The organism is Streptomyces yamdrokensis (assembly GCF_053890455.1).
In genome coordinates, this window is record NZ_CM132679.1 from 2,354,698 (window position 1) to 2,371,487 (window position 16,790).

The following is a 16,790-nucleotide window of genomic DNA, read 5'->3' on the forward strand; positions in this document are numbered from 1 at the left end:
CCTCGCCGCTGTCCGTCCCGTACGCGATGAGCGGGGCCAGGGGGGTCTGGGACCCGCCGGAACGGGTCGGCCGCGCTCCGAGGACTCGGGCACCGCACCCCAGTGTGGGGTACGACACATCCTCCCCACGAGGGGCGTGCGTCGACTTTTTGCTTCCGCGCGGTGACCCGGCGGTTACGGGCTGCCTACAGCGCCGCCGCGCCGTGTTCGCGCAGGGCCTGGTCGTACTGCTGGAGAACCCACAGTTCGTTCTGCACGGAGGCCAGTTCGGCCGGGTCGCCCTGGGAGGCGACGCGGGTCAGCCGGCCCGTGATCTCACGGATGCGGCGCTCGACGGCGCGGCGGCGGACGGTGACCAGCTGGGCGCCCGCGTACGTCCCGTCGACCTCCTTGACGCCCCGGTGCAGCATGATCGCCTCGACGGCGAGTTCGGTGACCATGGCGCGGACGGCGTCGTCGGGGGCGGCCTCGCGGACGCGGACCAGATAGCCCTGCGGGTCGGGGACGCCGGACTCGGCGCCGCCCGCGTCCAGGACGGCCTGGCGCACCGCCGCGTACACCGGGGCGGTGAACTCGTCGAGGCCGTACGCGTCGAAGGCCGGGGAGACCAGTTCGGGGCGCTGGAGGGCGAGCTTGAGCAGTTCGCGTTCGGTGGCGAAGACGGGGTTGCGCAGGTTGAGCGCGGGGCCGCGCGGGAAGGCCGGGGCGGAGCCGTACTGCTGCGGGCCACCGCCGCCGCGGTCGCCGCGCTGCTGCCGGTCGGGGGCGGGACCCTTGCCGCCGCGGTCGCGGGCCCAGCGGGCGAGCTGCGCCACCCGCTTGACCACGAACTGGGTGTCGAGGATGCCGAGCATGCCCGCGAGCTGGACGGCGACCTCGTGCTGGGCGCCGCTGTTCTTGATGCGGGCGACGACGGGGGCGGCCTCGTCGAGGGCGGCGGCGCGGCCGGCCGGGGTGTCCAGGTCGTAGCGGCCCACGATGTGGCGCAGCGCGAACTCGAAGAGCGGGGTGCGCGGTTCGGCGAGGTCGGCGACCGCTTCGTCGCCCTTGGCGAGGCGCAGGTCGCAGGGGTCCATGCCGTCGGGCGCGACGGCGATGTAGGTCTCGGCGGCGAACTTCTGGTCGTCCTCGAAGGCGCGCAGGGCCGCCTTCTGACCGGCCGAGTCACCGTCGAAGGTGAAGATCACCCGGGCCGATCCGTTGTCCATCAGCAGCCGGCGCAGGATCTTGATGTGGTCGGTGCCGAACGCGGTGCCACAGGTCGCGATGGCGGTGGTGACCCCGGCCAGGTGGCAGGCCATGACGTCGGTGTACCCCTCGACGACGACCGCGCGGGACGACTTCGCGATGTCCTTCTTCGCCAGGTCGATGCCGTAGAGGACGTGGGACTTCTTGTAGATCGCCGTGTCGGGGGTGTTGAGGTACTTCGGTCCGTTGTCCGACTCGTACAGCTTGCGGGCGCCGAAGCCGACGACGTCGCCGCCGATGTCGCGGATGGGCCACATCAGGCGGCCGCGGAAGCGGTCGATGGGACCGCGGCGGCCGTCCTGGGAGAGGCCGGAGAGGATCAGCTCCTTGTCGGTGAAGCCCTTGCCGCGCAGGAAGCGGGTGAGGTGGTCCCAGCCCTGGGGGCTGTAGCCGACGGAGAAGTGCTGGGCGGCGCCCTGGTCGAAGCCGCGCTCGGCGAGGAAGGTGCGGCCGGCGTCCGCCTCGGCGGAGGTCGCGAGCTGCTCCGTGTACCACTCGGCGGCGATCTGGTGGGCCTCGACCAGGCGGATGCGCTCGCCGCGCTGGTGGGCGGGGTTGTACCCGCCCTCCTCGTAGCGCAGGGTGATGCCGGCCTGGGCGGCGAGGCGCTCGACCGCCTCGGAGAAGGAGAGGTGGTCGATCTTCATCACGAACGTGATGGTGTCGCCGCCCTCCTGGCAGCCGAAGCAGTGGAAGAACCCCTTGCTCGGACTCACCTGGAAGGAGGGCGACTTCTCGTCGTGGAACGGGCACAGACCCTTGAGGTTGCCGCCGCCCGCGCCCTTGAGCTGGAGGTACTCGGACACCACGGCGTCGATCGGGACCGCGTCCCGTACCGCCTTCACGTCCTCGTCGTTGATCCGTCCAGCCACGCGTGAAGTCTACGGCGGTCCGCCGGCGGCCGGTCCCGGGGCACCCGGCCCACCGGTGCCCGGTTCCCCGCCGGCGGAGTGCGGATGCCCGTGGGGCGCGTGCGTCCCGGCCGGCCGACGGGAGTGCCGAAGTCCCCGCCGGCCCACAGGAGCACGGGCGTTCCGGCCGGCCGTCGGGGCACTCGGCCTCCGCAGGCCGTCAGGGGGCGAGGCTTTCCAGTGGGACGCGCGGGTTCGCCAGGGAGTCCGTGTCCACCTGGGTCCGGGAGGTGATCAGGCGCTGGATCGGGGCGGTGACGTCCCACACGTTGACGTTCATGCCGGCCAGCACCCTGCCCTCCCTCACCCAGAAGGCGACGAACTCCCGCTTGCCCGCGTCGCCCCGGATCACGACCTGGTCGTAGGAGCCCGGCGGGGCCCAGCCGGAGTACTCCATGCCCAGGTCGTACTGGTCGCTGAAGAAGTACGGGACCCGGTCGTGGGCGACCTCTTGGCCGAGCATCGCGCGGGCCGCGGCCGGGCCGCCGTTGAGGGCGTTGGCCCAGTGCTCGACGCGCAGCCGGGTGCCGAAGAGGGCGTGCGGGAAGGAGGCGACGTCACCGGCGGCGTGGATGTCGGGGTCGGAGGTGCGCAGCCGCTCGTCGACCCGGATGCCGCCGCCGTCCACGGGGTCGGCGAGGTCCAGGCCCGCCGCCCGGGCGAGGCCGGTGCGCGGGGCGGCGCCGATCGCCGCGAGGACCGCGTGCGCCGGGTGTTCCTCGCCGTCGTCGGTGCGGGCGGCGAGGACGACACCGTCCTGGCCGGTGATCCCGGTGAGGGTGGCGCCGAAGTGGAAGCGGACGCCGTGCTCGCTGTGCAGGTCGGCGAAGAGCTGGCCGAGCTCGGGGCCGAGGACGGAGTGCAGCGGGGTGGGCCCGCGGTGCACGACGGTGACCTCCGCGCCGTACTCGCGGGCCGCCGCGGCGACCTCCAGGCCGATCCAGCCGGCGCCGGCGATCACCAGGTGGCCGTTGTCCCGGCCGAGGGAGGCCAGGACGCCCTTGAGTCGCTCGGCGTGCGCGAGGCGGCGCAGGTGGTGGACGCCGACGAGGTCCGTGCCCGGGATGTCCAGGCGGCGGGGCTCGGAGCCGTTGGCCAGCAGCAGTTTGTCGTAGTGGACGGTGGTGCCGTCCTCGCCGAAGCGGACGGTCTTCGCGACGCGGTCGACGGCGTCGACGGTCTGGCCGAGGTGCAGCTCGATGTCGTGGCGCGCGTACCAGGCGGGCTCGTGCACGAAGACGCCGTCGCGCTCCTCCTTGCCGAGCAGGAAGCCCTTGGACAGCGGCGGCCGCTCGTACGGGTGGTCCCGTTCGTCGCAGATCAGCAGGACCCGGCCGGTGAATCCCTCCGCCCGCAGCGTCTCGGCCGCCTTCGCGCCCGCCAGGCCGCCTCCGACGATGACGAATGTCTGATCCGCGTCGACCACGTGATGCCTCCTCTTGAGTGCCGCCATGTGCGAGCGTCCCGCACACAGGGTGATGCCGGAAGGGGGAGTGACCCGATCAGGCCACGGAGGGTCACCTTCGGGCAGGCGCCCGTCTCCGGGGCCCCGCGGGTCCCCCCGGTGCCGTACTCCTTCGTGCCGGCCTCACGCCTGCCTCACGCCTGCCCGGTGAGGCGGGCGTGAAGCGAGCGGGCCGAGGCGTCGGTGAGGGAAGCGATCTGGTCGACGATCACCCGCTTGCGGGCGCGGTCGTCCGGAGCCTGTGCGAACAGGGTGCGGAACTGCGGGTCCAGGCCTTCGGGGGCACGGGCGGTGAGCGCCTCGGCCAGTTCCAGGACGACGATCTGCTGGTCGGCGCGGAGCTGCTCCTGCTCGGCGCGCTGCATGACGTACCGGTCGGCGACCGCCTTGAGGACGGCGCACTCCATACGGGTGCCCCTGGGTACGACCAGTTCGGCTCCGTAGCGGGTGAGACGGCCACTGCCGAATTCCTCCCGGGTGGCGCCCTCGGCGGCGAGGCAGAAGCGGCCGATGAGCTGGCTGGTGGCGTCCTTGAGGCGGGCCTGGGCGACCGCTGTGCCGTCGTAGCCGTGCGGCCACCACTCCTGGGCGAGGAGGCGGTCGAGCGCCTCGGCGAGTTCCGCCGGGTCGGTGTCCGCGCCGACGTACCGGCCGACGGCGACGGCGAAGATCTCCTGCCGTTCGGGCTCGGCGTGCAGGCAGTTGGGGTCGATGTGGCCGGCGTGCAGGCCGTCCTCCACGTCGTGCACCGAGTAGGCGACGTCGTCGGCCCAGTCCATGACCTGGGCCTCGAAACAGACACGGCCCTCGGGGGCGCCCTCGCGGACCCAGTCGAAGACGGGGCGGTCGTCCCCGTAGACACCGAACTTCGGGGAGGCCGGGTCGGTGGGGTGGGCGCCTCGCGCCCAGGGGTACTTGGTGGCGGCGTCGAGGGTGGCGCGGGTGAGGTTGAGGCCGACGCTGACGGCGTCTCCGCTCTCCGGGTCCGGGACGAACCGCTTGGGTTCGATGCGGGTGAGCAGGCGCAGCGACTGGGCGTTGCCCTCGAAGCCGCCGCAGTCCTCGGCGAACTCGTTCAGCGCCTGTTCGCCGTTGTGGCCGAAGGCCGGGTGGCCCAGGTCGTGGGAGAGGCAGGCGGCCTCCACGAGGTCCGCATCGCAGCCGAGGGCGGCGCCGAGCTCCCGGCCCACCTGGGCGCATTCGAGGGAGTGGGTGAGGCGGGTGCGAGGGCTGGCGTCCCAGACCGGGCTGGCCGCTCCGGGGGTGACGACCTGCGTCTTGCCGGCCAGGCGGCGCAGGGCCGAGGAGTGCAGCACGCGCGCGCGGTCGCGCTGGAAGGCCGTACGCCCGGGACGCTTGTCGGGCTCGGCGGCCCAGCGGGCGGCCGAGCCCGGGTCGTAGCCGGGGGACGGGGCGGGGTGCTGCCGCGGGTGTGCCTGCGCCTGAGCCGGGGGGCCGGTGGGGGCGGGGGTGCTGGTGCCTGCCATGTCTCGACACTACGTGTACGCGGTGACAGTCGAGGGACGCGCGGAGGGCTGCCGCACCGGGCCGCGCGGGTCACCGGGCGGGGCCGGACGGGCGGCCGGCGGCCACGGGGCTGTCCTGGTCCCGGACCGGGCCCCCCGCCGCGCCCTGAACGGGCGCCGTCGTGGACCTCCGTGTCACGCGGCGGTCAGGGCGGGCGCCGTGCGGGCCCGGGTGTAGCGGTGGAGGAGGAGGTGGGCCATGGCGGGATGGGTGCCGAGGGGGGCCGCGGTGACCCAGGGGGAGGCCGCCGCGCACTCCGTGGCGAAGCGGCCGGGGGCGGTGAAGCAGGAGGCGACGGCCACCCGGTGGCGGCCCTCGGCCTCGAGGGCACGCAGGGCCTCGGAGACGGTGGGGGCGGCCGTGGAGGCGTAGGCGGGGACGACGGGGACGCCGAGGCGCCGGGCCAGCAGGTCGGCGGTGCGGGCGGTGTCGGCCCGCGACTCGGGGTCGCGGGACCCGGCGGCAGCCAGCACGACCGCGCTCGCCCGGCGGGTCGCCCCGTCGGCCGGGGCCCGCCAGCCGGCCTCCGTCAGGCGGGCGTGCAGCGCGTCGACGAGCAGCGGGTGCGAGCCGAGCGGGGCGGCCACGCGCGTGGGCAGCGGCGAGGCGGCGGCCATCTCGGGGATGTCCCGCTTGACGTGGTAGCCGCGGCCGAACAGCAGCGGCACCAGTACGGCGGAGCCGGTCCCCCGCGCGTGCAGACCGGCGAGGGTGTCGGGAAGGAGCGGCTCGTTCAGCTCGATGTGTCCGAGGTGCACCGGCAGACCGGGGCGGAGCGCGCGTACGCGGTCCAGGAGCGCCCGTACGGTGCTCAGCGCGCGCGGATCACGGCTGCCGTGGGCCACCACGACGAGGGCCGGGGGCGGCGGCGGGAGCGGGCGGCGCCGGCCGCTCCCGCCGGCCGCCCCGTGCCCGGGCGGCCGGCTGCTGAGCGGGGTCGGGATCGGGGTCGGGGTCGTGAGGTGCACCGTCATGTCTCCGATCGTCGCCGGGGGACGTTGCCTGCCCGTTGCACGGGCGTGACGGGTGTTTTCCGGCGGTTCACGGCACGGCCCCCGCCCGGTGTGAGCCCGTTCGAGCTGCGGCTTCACCCCCGGGTACCCCCGTACCGTGCCGCTGATCACAGGAAACGGCTGAACCGTGGGGCGCGCGAGGGCGTCTTCGACGGCGAGGACCGACCGGGGAGGGCGTCCGTTTCATGCTTCATCCGTTGCGCCGTGTGAGGGCGGGCGCTGCCCGATGGCTCCGCCGACCGCGCCCGCCCCGCCTGCCGCGCACCCGGGCCGGCCGGCGGCGGCTGGTGCGGGCGGGAATGGTGGCGTGCGTACTGGCGCTGCTGCCCGCGACGTGGATGCGTCTGGCGGCGGAGGGCCGGCTGCACACCATCGCCGACGTGCCCCGCACCGACGTCGCCGTGGTCTTCGGCGCGGGCCTGTGGGACGGGGAGCCGTCGCCGTACCTCGCGCACCGGCTGGACGCGGCGGCCGAGCTGTACCGGGCGGGCCGGATCGAGGTGGTCCTGGTCACCGGCGACAACAGCCGTGAGGAGTACGACGAACCGGACGCGATGCGCGCCTATCTGACCCGGCACGGCGTGCCCGGCGCGCGGATCGTCAGCGACTACGCGGGCTTCGACACCTGGGACTCGTGCGTGCGCGCGAAGAAGATCTTCGGCGTGGACCGGGCCGTACTGATCAGCCAGGGCTTCCACATCCGGCGCGCGGTCACCCTGTGCCGGGCGGCCGGCGTCTCCTCGTACGGCGTCGGCGTCGACGACCGGCACGACGTCACCTGGTACTACGGGGGCGCCCGGGAGATCCTCGCCGCGGGCAAGGCGGCGGCGGACGCGGCCTTCCGCCCGGACCCGCACTTCCTCGGGCCGAGGGAGGCGGGGGTGGAGCAGGCGCTCGACGACGTCCGTGCCCCGTCGGCCGCACGGCGGCCGTAACGCGCATACCGCAGTGGGCCCGCACCATGGCGGACACCGCACGCATCAAGGTCGCCCCCTCCCGGCCGAGCAGGTCGCCGAGCTGGGAAAGCTCACCGACAACGTCTTTGGCTACGTCGCCGAAGCAGTGGCTCGTCAGCTGCGGCACCAGTTGCCCGGCGCCGGCCTGACGCGTTACCAGGAAGAACAGGAGCCTTCACCGAGGAGGAGCCGGCCGGGGCACGGTCCCGGATCTTCGGGACGACGCGTGACGCCGACGGGTCGGCGACGGCGGCGTGAAAGGCCGGTCCAGGACTGTCGTGCCGGACTCCCAAAGGCTCTCCGCCTGGATCGCGCAGGACCGCAGGATCCTCGCGATGCTCCACGAGTTCCATGCCCTGGGGGCCGATGTCGTCGTCGGGGCCGACACCATCGTGGAGGTCGGTCACGCGCGCGTGAACCTGCCCCGGGTTCGGTGGGTGCTGTCCCGCGTGAAGGTGGAGCCGGTGACCGGGGCGGCAGCGCACAGAGCCGCGGAACTGCTCGAGGCGGCAGACCTGCACGGCCACAAGTACGCGATCGACGCGACCGTCGCGGAGATGGCGCTGCGCCGACCCGGGCCGGTGGCCGTACTGTGCAACGGCCGACCTCGACGACATGTCCCGCCTGTGCGGCGGCCGTGTCCGCCTCGTGGGCGTCCGAGCGGAGGAAGCCCCGCACGGCCGTGCCCTCACCGCGCTCCCCCGCCCCCGGGGAGGTCGCCGTACCGGGCGTGTAACAGGGGCCGGTGCGGTGTGTAACACGTGCGGCGCACGCTGGGCGGTATGCAGAACACCGTGACGTCCACGCACTGCCCGTACTGCGCCCTGCAGTGCGGGATGAATCTGACGCCCGCGCCGGACGGGACCGTCGAGGTGAGCGAGCGCGCGGACTTCCCGGTGAACCGGGGCGCGCTGTGCGGCAAGGGGCGTACGGCGCCGGCGGTGCTGTCCTCCGCCGTGCGGCTGACCTCGCCGTTGGTGCGGTCACGGGAGAGTGGCGAGCTGGTGCCCGCCGGCTGGGACGAGGCGCTGGACCGGATCGCCGAGGGGCTGGGCCGTACGCGCGGTGAGCACGGGGCGGACGCGGTCGGGGTGTTCGGCGGCGGCGGGCTGACGAACGAGAAGGCGTACTCGCTGGGGAAGTTCGCGCGGGTGGTGCTGGGCACCTCCCAGATCGACTACAACGGCCGCTTCTGCATGTCGTCCGCGGCGGCCGCCGGCATCAAGGCGTTCGGGCTGGACCGGGGGCTGCCGTTCCCGCTGGAGGACGTCCCGAGGACCGGCTGCGTGATCCTCGTCGGCTCGAACCCGGCGGAGACCATGCCGCCGGCGCTGCGCTACTTCGCCGAACTGAAGGAGAACGGCGGCACGCTGATCGTCGTCGACCCGCGCCGTACGAAGACCGCCGAGCTGGCCGATCTGCATCTGGCGCCCCGCCCCGGCACCGACCTCGCGCTGGCGCTGGGTCTGCTGCACCTGGTCGTCGCCGAGGGCCGCAGCGACGAGGCGTACATCCAAGAACGCACCACCGGCTGGGAGGAGACCCGGGCCGCGGCGATGGCGCACTGGCCGGAGTACGTGGAGCGGATCACCGGCGTGCCGGTGCCCCGGCTGCGCGAGACCGTACGGCTGTTCTGCGAGCCAGAGGCGGCGATGGTGCTCACCGCCCGCGGGCCCGAACAGCAGGCCAAGGGCACCGACACCGTGGGCGCCTGGATCAACCTGTGCCTGGCGACCGGCCGGGCGGGCCGCCCGCTGTCCGGGTACGGCTGCCTGACCGGGCAGGGCAACGGGCAGGGCGGGCGCGAACACGGCCAGAAGGCCGACCAGCTGCCCGGCTACCGCAAGCTGACCGACCCCGCGGCGCGCGCACATGTCGCCGGCGTCTGGGGTGTGGACCCCGACTCGCTGCCCGGCCCGGGGCGCAGCGCGTACGAGCTGCTGGACGCGCTGGGCGGGGACATCCGCTCGCTGCTGCTGATGGGCTCCAACCCGGTGGTGTCGGCGCCCCGCGCCGCGCACGTCGAGGAGCGCATCCGGTCGCTGGACTTCCTCGCGGTGTGCGACGTCGTGCTGTCGGAGACGGCCGCGCTCGCCGACGTCGTCCTGCCGGTGACGCAGTGGGCGGAGGAGACGGGCACGACGACCAGCCTGGAGGGCAGGGTCCTGCTGCGGCGGCGCGCGCTGTCCGCGCCGGACGGCGTGCGCAGCGACCTCGAGGTGCTGCACGGGCTGGCCGCCCGGCTCGGCACCGGGCCGAGTCCGCAGAAGAGGTTCCCGACCGATCCCGAGGAGGTCTTCGAGGAGCTGCGCCGCGCGAGCGCGGGCGGGCCCGCCGACTACTCCGGGATCAGTTACCGGCGGCTCGCGGAGGACAACGGCGTGTTCTGGCCGTGCCCGGCCCCCGGCCCCGCGCCGGTGGAGGAACCTGCGCCGGCGGACGGTGCCGTGCACCCCGGCACTCCCCGGCTGTTCCTCGACCGGTTCGCCACCGAGGACGGGCGGGCCCGGTTCGTGCCCGTCGCGCACCGCGCGAACGCCGAGGAGCCCGACGACGAGTACCCCGTGCTGCTGACCACCGGCCGGGTCGTGGCGCAGTACCAGTCCGGCGCGCAGACCCGGCGCGTCGACGAGCTGAACGCGGCCGCGCCCGGCCCGTTCGTGCAGTTGCACCCGCGGCTCGCGGAGCGGCTCGGCGCGGCCGAGGGCGACCCGCTGGCCGTGGTGTCCCGGCGGGGCCGGGCGGTGGCGCCGGCCCGGATCACCACCGCGATCCGCCCCGACACCGTGTTCATGCCGTTCCACTGGGCGGGCGAGGGCCGCGCGAACACCCTCACCAACCCCGCCCTGGACCCGACGTCGCGGATGCCGGAGTTCAAGGTGTGCGCGGTACGGGTGGAAGTGGAGACGGTGCGGTCCTGAGTCCCGGCCGCTCCGCTCGTACGCCGCTGCCTCACCCGTTCACCGCCGTGTGGCACACCCTTCGGGTTCTTTCCCCCGGCCGGGCCCCCGGCACTGCGGTGACCTGCCGAAACGGGTGCGGGCAGGGCTCCGGCGGAGACTGTCTGACACCCATTCACCTCATTTTTGACGTTCTCTCAGGGAGCGGGCCGCGCCCGCCGGCCTTTACCTCGGACTAGCGGGGACGCGACCGACGGCGGCACAAGGGGGTGCCGCGGGCGCGGCCCCTCCGTGAGCCCGAGGGAGCATCGATGCGAGGTACCGCCCGGCGGCTGACCGACTTGACCGGACCCGCGCTCGCCGTCGCCATGGCCGCCGCGGGGCTGCTCGTGGTGCCCGCCGCGTACGCCGAGGAGTCCGCCGCCCCCGCGGGACCTCCCCACGGCAACGGCAGGCCGGCCGGAAAACCGGCCGGGAGCCTGGAACTGCGCCCGTCCGTGGTCGTGGCGGGCACACAGGTGACGGTGGACACCGCGGCGTGCGGCGACGGTGACACGGTCACGGGCGATGCCACCGCCGTGGGCGCCGGCCGTTTCACGCTGGCACCGCGCGACGACGGTCCCGACACGGCCGGACGGGACTCGACCGGACGGTTCCGGGTGCCACCGGGCGCGCAGCCGGGGACGTACGAGATCGTCGCGACGTGCGAGGCGGGCGGGCAGCGGGTGACCGGTGACCTGGTGGTCAGGCTGACGCCCGCGGCGCAGCAGGTGTATCCCCGGGGCAGTGTGAGGACGGGGGTCGGCGGCGCTCTGGGCCCCGGTCCCGCGCAGACCGCGGCCGGCGTGACGGCTCTCGCCGTCGCCGCCGCGGGCGGTACCTGGCTCCTGCATCGCCGGGCGAGAGGCGAGAGGATCTGACGGGCGCCCCTCCGCCGCCCGTCCGCCGGTACCGCATGTCCCTCCCCCTCCGGGCCCGACGCCCCTCGCGGCCCGGAGGGGCACGGGGCCGACACGGGAGAGGTCGGTGAGAGATGCACCGCATACGTCACATACACCGCACACGCCGCACACGCCGCAGGTCCGGGCGGGTGGCCGGGGCACCGGGCAACACGGTCATAGCGTCGGTGAGCACGCTCGCCCTGTGCTGCGGCCTGTGGCTGCTGCACGCCGGAACCGGCACGGGCGCCCCGCCGCAGCCGTCGGCCACCCAGGCCCACTCCACGGGCTCGGGGCACGGTGCCGGGCAGGTCCCGGCGTCCGCCGCGCTGCCGCCCTCCCCGCCCGACCGGATCCGCATCCCCGCGATCGGCGTGGACGCGCCCCTGACGGGCCTCGGCCTGACCGGCACCGGCAGCCTCGAGGTGCCGCCGCCCGAGCGGCCGGGCCTGGCCGGCTGGTACGAGGCCGGTACCACGCCCGGTGAGAGCGGCACCGCGGTCGTCGCGGGCCATGTCGACAACGCCGAGGGTCCCGCCGTCTTCTACTCCCTGGGCGCCCTGCGCAAGGGCGGCACCGTCGAGGTGGACCGGCGCGACGGCACCACCGCCGTGTTCACCGTGCACGCCGTCGAGGTGTACGACGCCCGGGACTTCCCCGACGGGAAGGTGTACGGCGCGGCGAACCGCCCGGAGCTGCGGATCATCACCTGCGGCGGAGGCTACTCACGCACCACCGGCTACCGGGGCAACGTCGTCGTCTACGCCCACCTCACCGGCAGCCGCTGACCCTTCGAGCGGCCCCAGCACGTTCGCCCTCCCCCACGCGCCCAGCGGTTCCAGCGCCTCGTTGAGCGCCGTGCCCCTGGGCGTCAGGGAGTACTCGACCCGCGGCGGGGTCTCGTCGTACTCCTCGCGGTGCACGATGCCGTCGGACTCCAGCTCCCGCAGATGCGAGGCGAGCACCTTCTCGGTGATCCCGGGCAGCTCCCGGCGCAGGGCGCCGAAGCGGTACGGCCGTTCGTGCAGCGCCCAGAGGACCAGCACCTTCCACTTGCCGCCGATCACGTCCATCGCCGCGTCGATCCCGCACAGATACGCCCCCGGCCGCCGTACCGTCCCCATGCCCGTCACCTCGTCCGCTTCCGCTGCCTGCGCCCTTTCCCCGGGGTGAGCACCCACTTCGAAGTGCGTACTTGAGCAGCTCCTTCCCCGCGGCGAGCCTGGTCTCCATGACCCACAACACCCCCTCCCCCGTTCCTGCTTCCCTGACCCTCCTCGGCGCCGGCGCCATGGGCACCGCCCTCGGCCGCGCCTGGCTCGCCGCCGGTCATCCGGTGACCGTCTGGAACCGCACCGCCGCCCGCACCGCGGCCCTCGCCGCCGAGGGCGCCGTGGTCGCCTCGACCGCCGCCGAGGCGGTGGCCGCGAACCGTCTGGTGGTCGCCTGCCTGCTCGACGACGACTCCGTCGGCGAGGCGCTCGGGGACACCGTCCTCACCGGGCGGGACCTGGTGAACCTCACCACCGGAACGCCGGCCCAGGGCCGTGCCCGCGCAGCCTGGGCCACGGCACGCGGCGCCCGTTTCCTGGACGCCGGGATCATGGCGGTACCGCCGATGATCGGGGCCCCGGAGTCCGGGGCGTACGTCTTCTACAGCGGCTCGCGCCCCCTGTTCGAGGAGCACCGGGACACGCTCACCGTCCCGGCCGGCACCCGGTACGTGGGTGAGGACCCCGGGTTCGCCGCGCTGCACGACGTGGCGTTGCTGAGTGCGATGAGCGGGCTGTTCGCCGGCGTCACCCACGCCTTCGCGCTGATCCGCCGGGAGGACATCGATCCCGGGGACTTCGCGCCCCTGCTCGCCTCCTGGCTCACCGCGATGACGCCGGCCGTGCACGAGACCGCCGGGCGACTGCGCAGCGGGGACTACACCTCGGACGTGGTGTCCGAGCTCGCGATGCAGGCCGTGGGCAACGCGACCCTGCTGCGCACGGCCGGGGAGCAGGGCGTCAGCGCGGAGCTGCTGACGCCGTACATGGACCTGATGGCCCGCCACGTCGCCGAGGGACACGGCCACGAGGACGGGACGGGGATGATCGACCTGCTGGCGCCGGCGGCCCGTGCGGACTGACCGCGAGGGTGGGGGGACATCCGTCGGCGTGGGCGGACCGCGACCGCGGGCACCGCCCGGTCTTCTCCGCCTCCCGCGCCCACCGGGCGATGACCCACGTCATGGTCCGCCGGCCCACCGGCGCGGACGCTCCCCCTGGCACGATGCGCGGGCGGTGAGTGCGCGGGCGTGCGGCCCCCGCCCGACGCGCTCGACGTCCAGGAGGGCGCCGCCCGGTCAGTGTCCCGGGTCGAGTGCCGTACGGGCGTGGCGGACCGCCTCCTCGGCGGTCAGCCGGGTGCCACGGTCATACGCCTTTGTGAACGCGTCCTCGCCCAGCGCGGCCCGCGCCGACGCGGTGACGCGGTCGACGTCGGCGCGTTCGGCGGGCGGCAGCGGGGCTCCGGCCCGGCGACGGGCGGCCGCCGCCGCGCCCAGGAGGACGGCCGCGCGGGTGGCGGCGGGGCCGTGACCGGGCAGCGCGGCCGCACCGGCGAGGCCCTCCAGGGAGAGGGCCAGGGCACGGGGCTCCGCGAGGGCGCGGGCGATCTCCAGGCCCTCCAGGTGGTGGGCCGCCGCCCCGCGCGCGTCGCCGCGCAGCTCGGCGACGAAGCCGAGCTCGGCCAGGAGCAGGTGGTCGCCCGCCTGGGAGGAGACATCGGCGTAGCCGTCGCGGATGTGCAGCAGGTGCGCCTCGGCTCCGTCGAGGTCGCCGGAGCGGCGTGCGCCGAGGGCGAGGCCCATCTCGGAGTGGATCTCGCCGTACTTGTAACCCTGTTCGGCGGCGATCCGGCGCGCCTGTTCGTGCAGGCCGCGGGCACGGTCCCAGTCGCGGGCGAGCAGCGCGAGCCGACCGAGCCCGGAGAGCCGCGCGGACACCTCCGCCTCCAGACCCAGCTCCCGGGCCATCCGCAGGCCTTCGTACTGGCGACGCTCCGCGTCCTCGTACGCACCCTTGATCTCGGCGAGTGCGGCGAGCGGAGACACGGTCTGCAACTCACCCCAGCGGTCGCCCAGTTCACAGAAGATCAGGGAGCTGCGCAGCCCGTCACGGCCGAGCCCGACGAGGTCGCCGCGGACCAGCGCGAGCGTCGCGCGCAGGCCGAGCGCGGCGGCGGTGCCCCACTGGTCCTCCGCGGCGGTGAACAGGGTGAGGGCGCGGGTGTTCAGCTCGCTGCCCTCGGCATCGTCACCCGCGCTGAACAGGCCGTACGCACAGAGCCACAGGGCACGGGCCCGGCGCACGGGGTCGGCAACGGCGTCACCGGTCGCGATGAGGCCGCGGCTGTCCGCTGTCGTGGTGCGGCCGCCCTCCGGGGTGGCGGCTGCGGTGTGATCCCCGGTGAGCAGTGCGAAGGCGGCGTGGAGGAGGGCGAGTTCGGCGGGGGCGGCGGGGGCGGCGGGGCCGGGATCGGCAGGGTCGAAGGAAGCGGACGTCACGGCCAGCACCGCTCCCAGGCTGCTGCGGGCCTCGGTGAGACGGCCGCGCAGCAGCCACCACCAGGCCAGGGCGGTGGCCAGCCGGACCGCCTCGTCCGGCTCTCCCGCGCCCGCACGGCGCACCGCCTCGTCGAGCGCCGTACGCAGGTTCCCGGCCTCGGCGTCCAGCCGGGCCAGCCAGGGCCGCTGCCCGGCGCCGCGCAACTGCGGCTCGGCATGTTCGGCCAGGGCCCGGTAGTGGCGCAGATGACGGTCCCGTACGGCGGTGAGGTCCTCCATGTCGTGGAGCCGCTCGGTCGCGTACGCGGCGACGGACTCCAGGAGCCGGTAGCGGGGCCCGGTGGGCCCGTCCACCACGACCACCAGGGACCGGTCGACCAACCGGGTGACGAGGTCGAGCACCTCTTCCCGGGCGACGCCGTCACCCGCGCAGACCGCTTCGGCGGCGGCCAGGTCGCAGCCGTCGCTGTGGGCGGCGAGGCGGCGCAGGACGATGCGCTCGGGCGCGCTGAGCAGCTCCCAACTCCAGTCGATCACCGCCCGCAGCGTCTGCTGCCGGGCCGGTGCGCCGCGCTGCCCGAAAGTCAGCACCCGGAAGCGGTCGTTGAGCCGGGCCGCCAGCTCCCTCACTCCCAGGGCCCGTACCCGGGTGGCGGCGAGCTCCAACGCGAGTGGGATGCCGTCGAGCCGGCGGCAGATCTCGGCCACGGCCCGGCGCTCGGGCTCGTCCGGCGCCTGTGGGTCGCGCGGGAAGCCGGGGGTCGCGGCGGCGGCACGCTCCATGAACATCCGGACCGCGTCGGCGGGCGGCAGGGGCTCGACGAGGAACATCGCCTCGCCCGCCAGGCCGAGCGGCTCCTGCCCGGTGGCCAGGACCCGCAGCCCTGGGGCGGTGCGCAGGAGCAGTTCGGTGAGTTCGGCGGCGGCGTCGACGACGTGCTCGCAGTTGTCCAGGACCAGCAGGGTGCGGCGGTCGCGCAGGGCTGCGGCGAGGCGGTGCGGCAGGGAGGGCGTGGGAGGGCCGGTGCCCGGCAGTGAGCGGGGGGCGTCGTCCCGGATGCCGAGGGTGGCGGCGACGACCTGGGCCAGGTCGGCGGGGGTGCCGGCGCGGATGCCGGAGAACTCGACGAGCCATGTTCCGTCGGCCGGTTCACCTGCCTGAGCGCCGTCCCGCTCGGCGGTGGCCGCCGCCACGGCCAGCCGGGTCTTGCCTACGCCGCCGGGACCGGTGAGGGTCACCAGCCGTTTTTCCGCGAGGAGTTGCGAGAGGTCGGCCAGTGCCTGACAGCGGCCGACGAGGGGGGTGAGGGGGACGGGGAGGTTCGTGTGCGGGGCCGGGGCGGTGGCCGCTGCGGTGCTCGCCGTCTCCGCCGCGGGTGCGAGGTCCGCCACCGCCGCCCCGGACCCGCCTGCCGAAGCCCCGTACGCCCCCGCGCTCAGCCCCGGCTCCTGTCGCAGCACCGCCCCGTGCAGGGCGGTCAGTTCGGGGCTCGGATCGACCCCCAGCTCTCCCACGAGCCGGGTGCGCAGGTCGTCGTACGACGCGAGTGCCTCGCTCTGGCGCCCCGCCGCGTACAGGGCCTTCATCTGGACGGCACGCAGGCGTTCCCGCAGCGGGTGGAGCGCCACGAGGCCGGTCAGTTCCCCGACGAGGAGCGCGTGGTCCCCCGCCTCGAGGCGTGCCTGTGCCTGCTCCTCCAGTACGGACAGCCGCTGTTCCGTGAGCCGCTGGGCGGCCCCCCGTACGAAAGGACCGTCCGCGAAGTCCGCGTACGCCGGCCCCCGCCACAGCTCCAGGGCCTCGGTGAGCAGCGCGGCCCGGGCGCGGGGGTCCTGGACGGGGCGTGCCTCGGTCACCAGGGCGCGAAAGCGTGCGGCGTCCACCTCGTCGCCGTCGAGCCGCAGCCGGTAGCCGGGGGGCTGGCGCACCACCCGGTCCCGGCCGATGACCCGGCGCAGCTGGGAGATCTTGGCCTGGAGGGCGCCCGCGGGCTTGCCCGGAGGAGTGTCGCCCCACAGGTCGTGGATGAGACGGTCGGCGGAGACCGGCCCCCCGTCGTTCGCGAGCAGGTCCGCCAGCAGGGCCCGGACCTTGGCTTCGGGGACTCTGACTTCCCGTCCCTCGCCGTCCCACACCACCAGTGGCCCGAGTACCCCAAACCGCATGGGCGCCACCGTACATGTCCGGGGGACCGGCCCCCGGGCCTCTGGGCACCACCGGCCCGTCCGTCAGCCGTTCCGAAGGTTTCCCGAAGGTTCCCCGAAGCGCCCGGGCACAG

General features: G+C 74.8%; 11 protein-coding genes and 2 pseudogenes. 7 read left to right on the forward strand and 6 right to left on the reverse strand.

What is annotated here, in order from left to right; translation table 11 throughout:
* Window positions 1-185: 185 nt before the first annotated feature.
* The 4 genes from dnaG to ACWZEH_RS10005 all read right to left on the reverse strand — a co-directional run bounded on the left by dnaG (window position 186) and on the right by ACWZEH_RS10005 (window position 6,125).
* On the reverse strand, window positions 186-2,120 hold the full coding sequence (gene dnaG / locus ACWZEH_RS09990; RefSeq protein WP_456197561.1) for a DNA primase: 1,935 nt from the start codon (window positions 2,118-2,120) through the stop codon (window positions 186-188).
* Between the two features lie 199 nt (window positions 2,121-2,319).
* On the reverse strand, window positions 2,320-3,585 hold the full coding sequence (locus ACWZEH_RS09995) for an NAD(P)/FAD-dependent oxidoreductase (protein ID WP_456197563.1): 1,266 nt from the start codon (window positions 3,583-3,585) through the stop codon (window positions 2,320-2,322).
* A 173-nt stretch (window positions 3,586-3,758) separates the two neighbouring features.
* The gene (locus ACWZEH_RS10000) at window positions 3,759-5,111 is read right to left on the reverse strand and encodes a deoxyguanosinetriphosphate triphosphohydrolase (protein WP_456197564.1); all 1,353 of its coding nucleotides are present in this window, start codon (window positions 5,109-5,111) and stop codon (window positions 3,759-3,761) included.
* A 174-nt stretch (window positions 5,112-5,285) separates the two neighbouring features.
* The gene (locus ACWZEH_RS10005) at window positions 5,286-6,125 is read right to left on the reverse strand and encodes a sirohydrochlorin chelatase (protein ID WP_456197566.1); all 840 of its coding nucleotides are present in this window, start codon (window positions 6,123-6,125) and stop codon (window positions 5,286-5,288) included.
* 224 nt (window positions 6,126-6,349) lie between these two features.
* Here ACWZEH_RS10005 and ACWZEH_RS10010 point away from each other — a divergent pair, with 224 nt between their 5' ends.
* The 6 genes and pseudogenes from ACWZEH_RS10010 to ACWZEH_RS10035 all read left to right on the forward strand — a co-directional run bounded on the left by ACWZEH_RS10010 (window position 6,350) and on the right by ACWZEH_RS10035 (window position 11,746).
* Window positions 6,350-7,099: a SanA/YdcF family protein gene (locus ACWZEH_RS10010; protein WP_456197568.1), complete on the forward strand. Its 750-nt coding sequence runs from the start codon at window positions 6,350-6,352 to the stop codon at window positions 7,097-7,099.
* A 26-nt stretch (window positions 7,100-7,125) separates the two neighbouring features.
* Window positions 7,126-7,378, forward strand: a pseudogene (locus tag ACWZEH_RS10015) (hypothetical protein).
* A pseudogene (locus ACWZEH_RS10020) lies at window positions 7,375-7,777 on the forward strand (DNA-binding protein); the annotation flags it as partial. The pseudogenes ACWZEH_RS10015 and ACWZEH_RS10020, both read left to right, overlap by 4 nt.
* A gap of 125 nt (window positions 7,778-7,902) precedes the next feature.
* Window positions 7,903-10,041 carry a molybdopterin oxidoreductase family protein gene (locus tag ACWZEH_RS10025; protein WP_456197570.1) on the forward strand — a complete coding sequence of 713 codons (2,139 nt, stop codon included), beginning with the start codon at window positions 7,903-7,905 and terminating at the stop codon, window positions 10,039-10,041.
* A gap of 290 nt (window positions 10,042-10,331) precedes the next feature.
* A complete protein-coding gene (locus tag ACWZEH_RS10030; protein WP_456197572.1) occupies window positions 10,332-10,940 on the forward strand; it encodes a hypothetical protein in 609 nt (202 codons plus the stop codon).
* A gap of 113 nt (window positions 10,941-11,053) precedes the next feature.
* On the forward strand, window positions 11,054-11,746 hold the full coding sequence (locus ACWZEH_RS10035) for a class F sortase (protein WP_456197574.1): 693 nt from the start codon (window positions 11,054-11,056) through the stop codon (window positions 11,744-11,746).
* Here ACWZEH_RS10035 and ACWZEH_RS10040 read toward each other — a convergent pair.
* Entirely contained in the window at window positions 11,684-12,082 is a 399-nt protein-coding gene (locus ACWZEH_RS10040; RefSeq protein ID WP_456197576.1) for a winged helix-turn-helix transcriptional regulator, read from the reverse strand. The two genes, ACWZEH_RS10035 and ACWZEH_RS10040, sit on opposite strands and share 63 nt — an antisense overlap.
* Window positions 12,083-12,189: 107 nt before the next feature.
* On the opposite strand from ACWZEH_RS10040, the gene ACWZEH_RS10045 reads away from it, so the two are divergent.
* On the forward strand, window positions 12,190-13,092 hold the full coding sequence (locus tag ACWZEH_RS10045; RefSeq protein WP_456199522.1) for an NAD(P)-dependent oxidoreductase: 903 nt from the start codon (window positions 12,190-12,192) through the stop codon (window positions 13,090-13,092).
* Between the two features lie 216 nt (window positions 13,093-13,308).
* Here ACWZEH_RS10045 and ACWZEH_RS10050 read toward each other — a convergent pair whose 3' ends face one another.
* Window positions 13,309-16,677: an ATP-binding protein gene (locus ACWZEH_RS10050; RefSeq protein WP_456197578.1), complete on the reverse strand. Its 3,369-nt coding sequence runs from the start codon at window positions 16,675-16,677 to the stop codon at window positions 13,309-13,311.
* Window positions 16,678-16,790 lie beyond the last annotated feature (113 nt).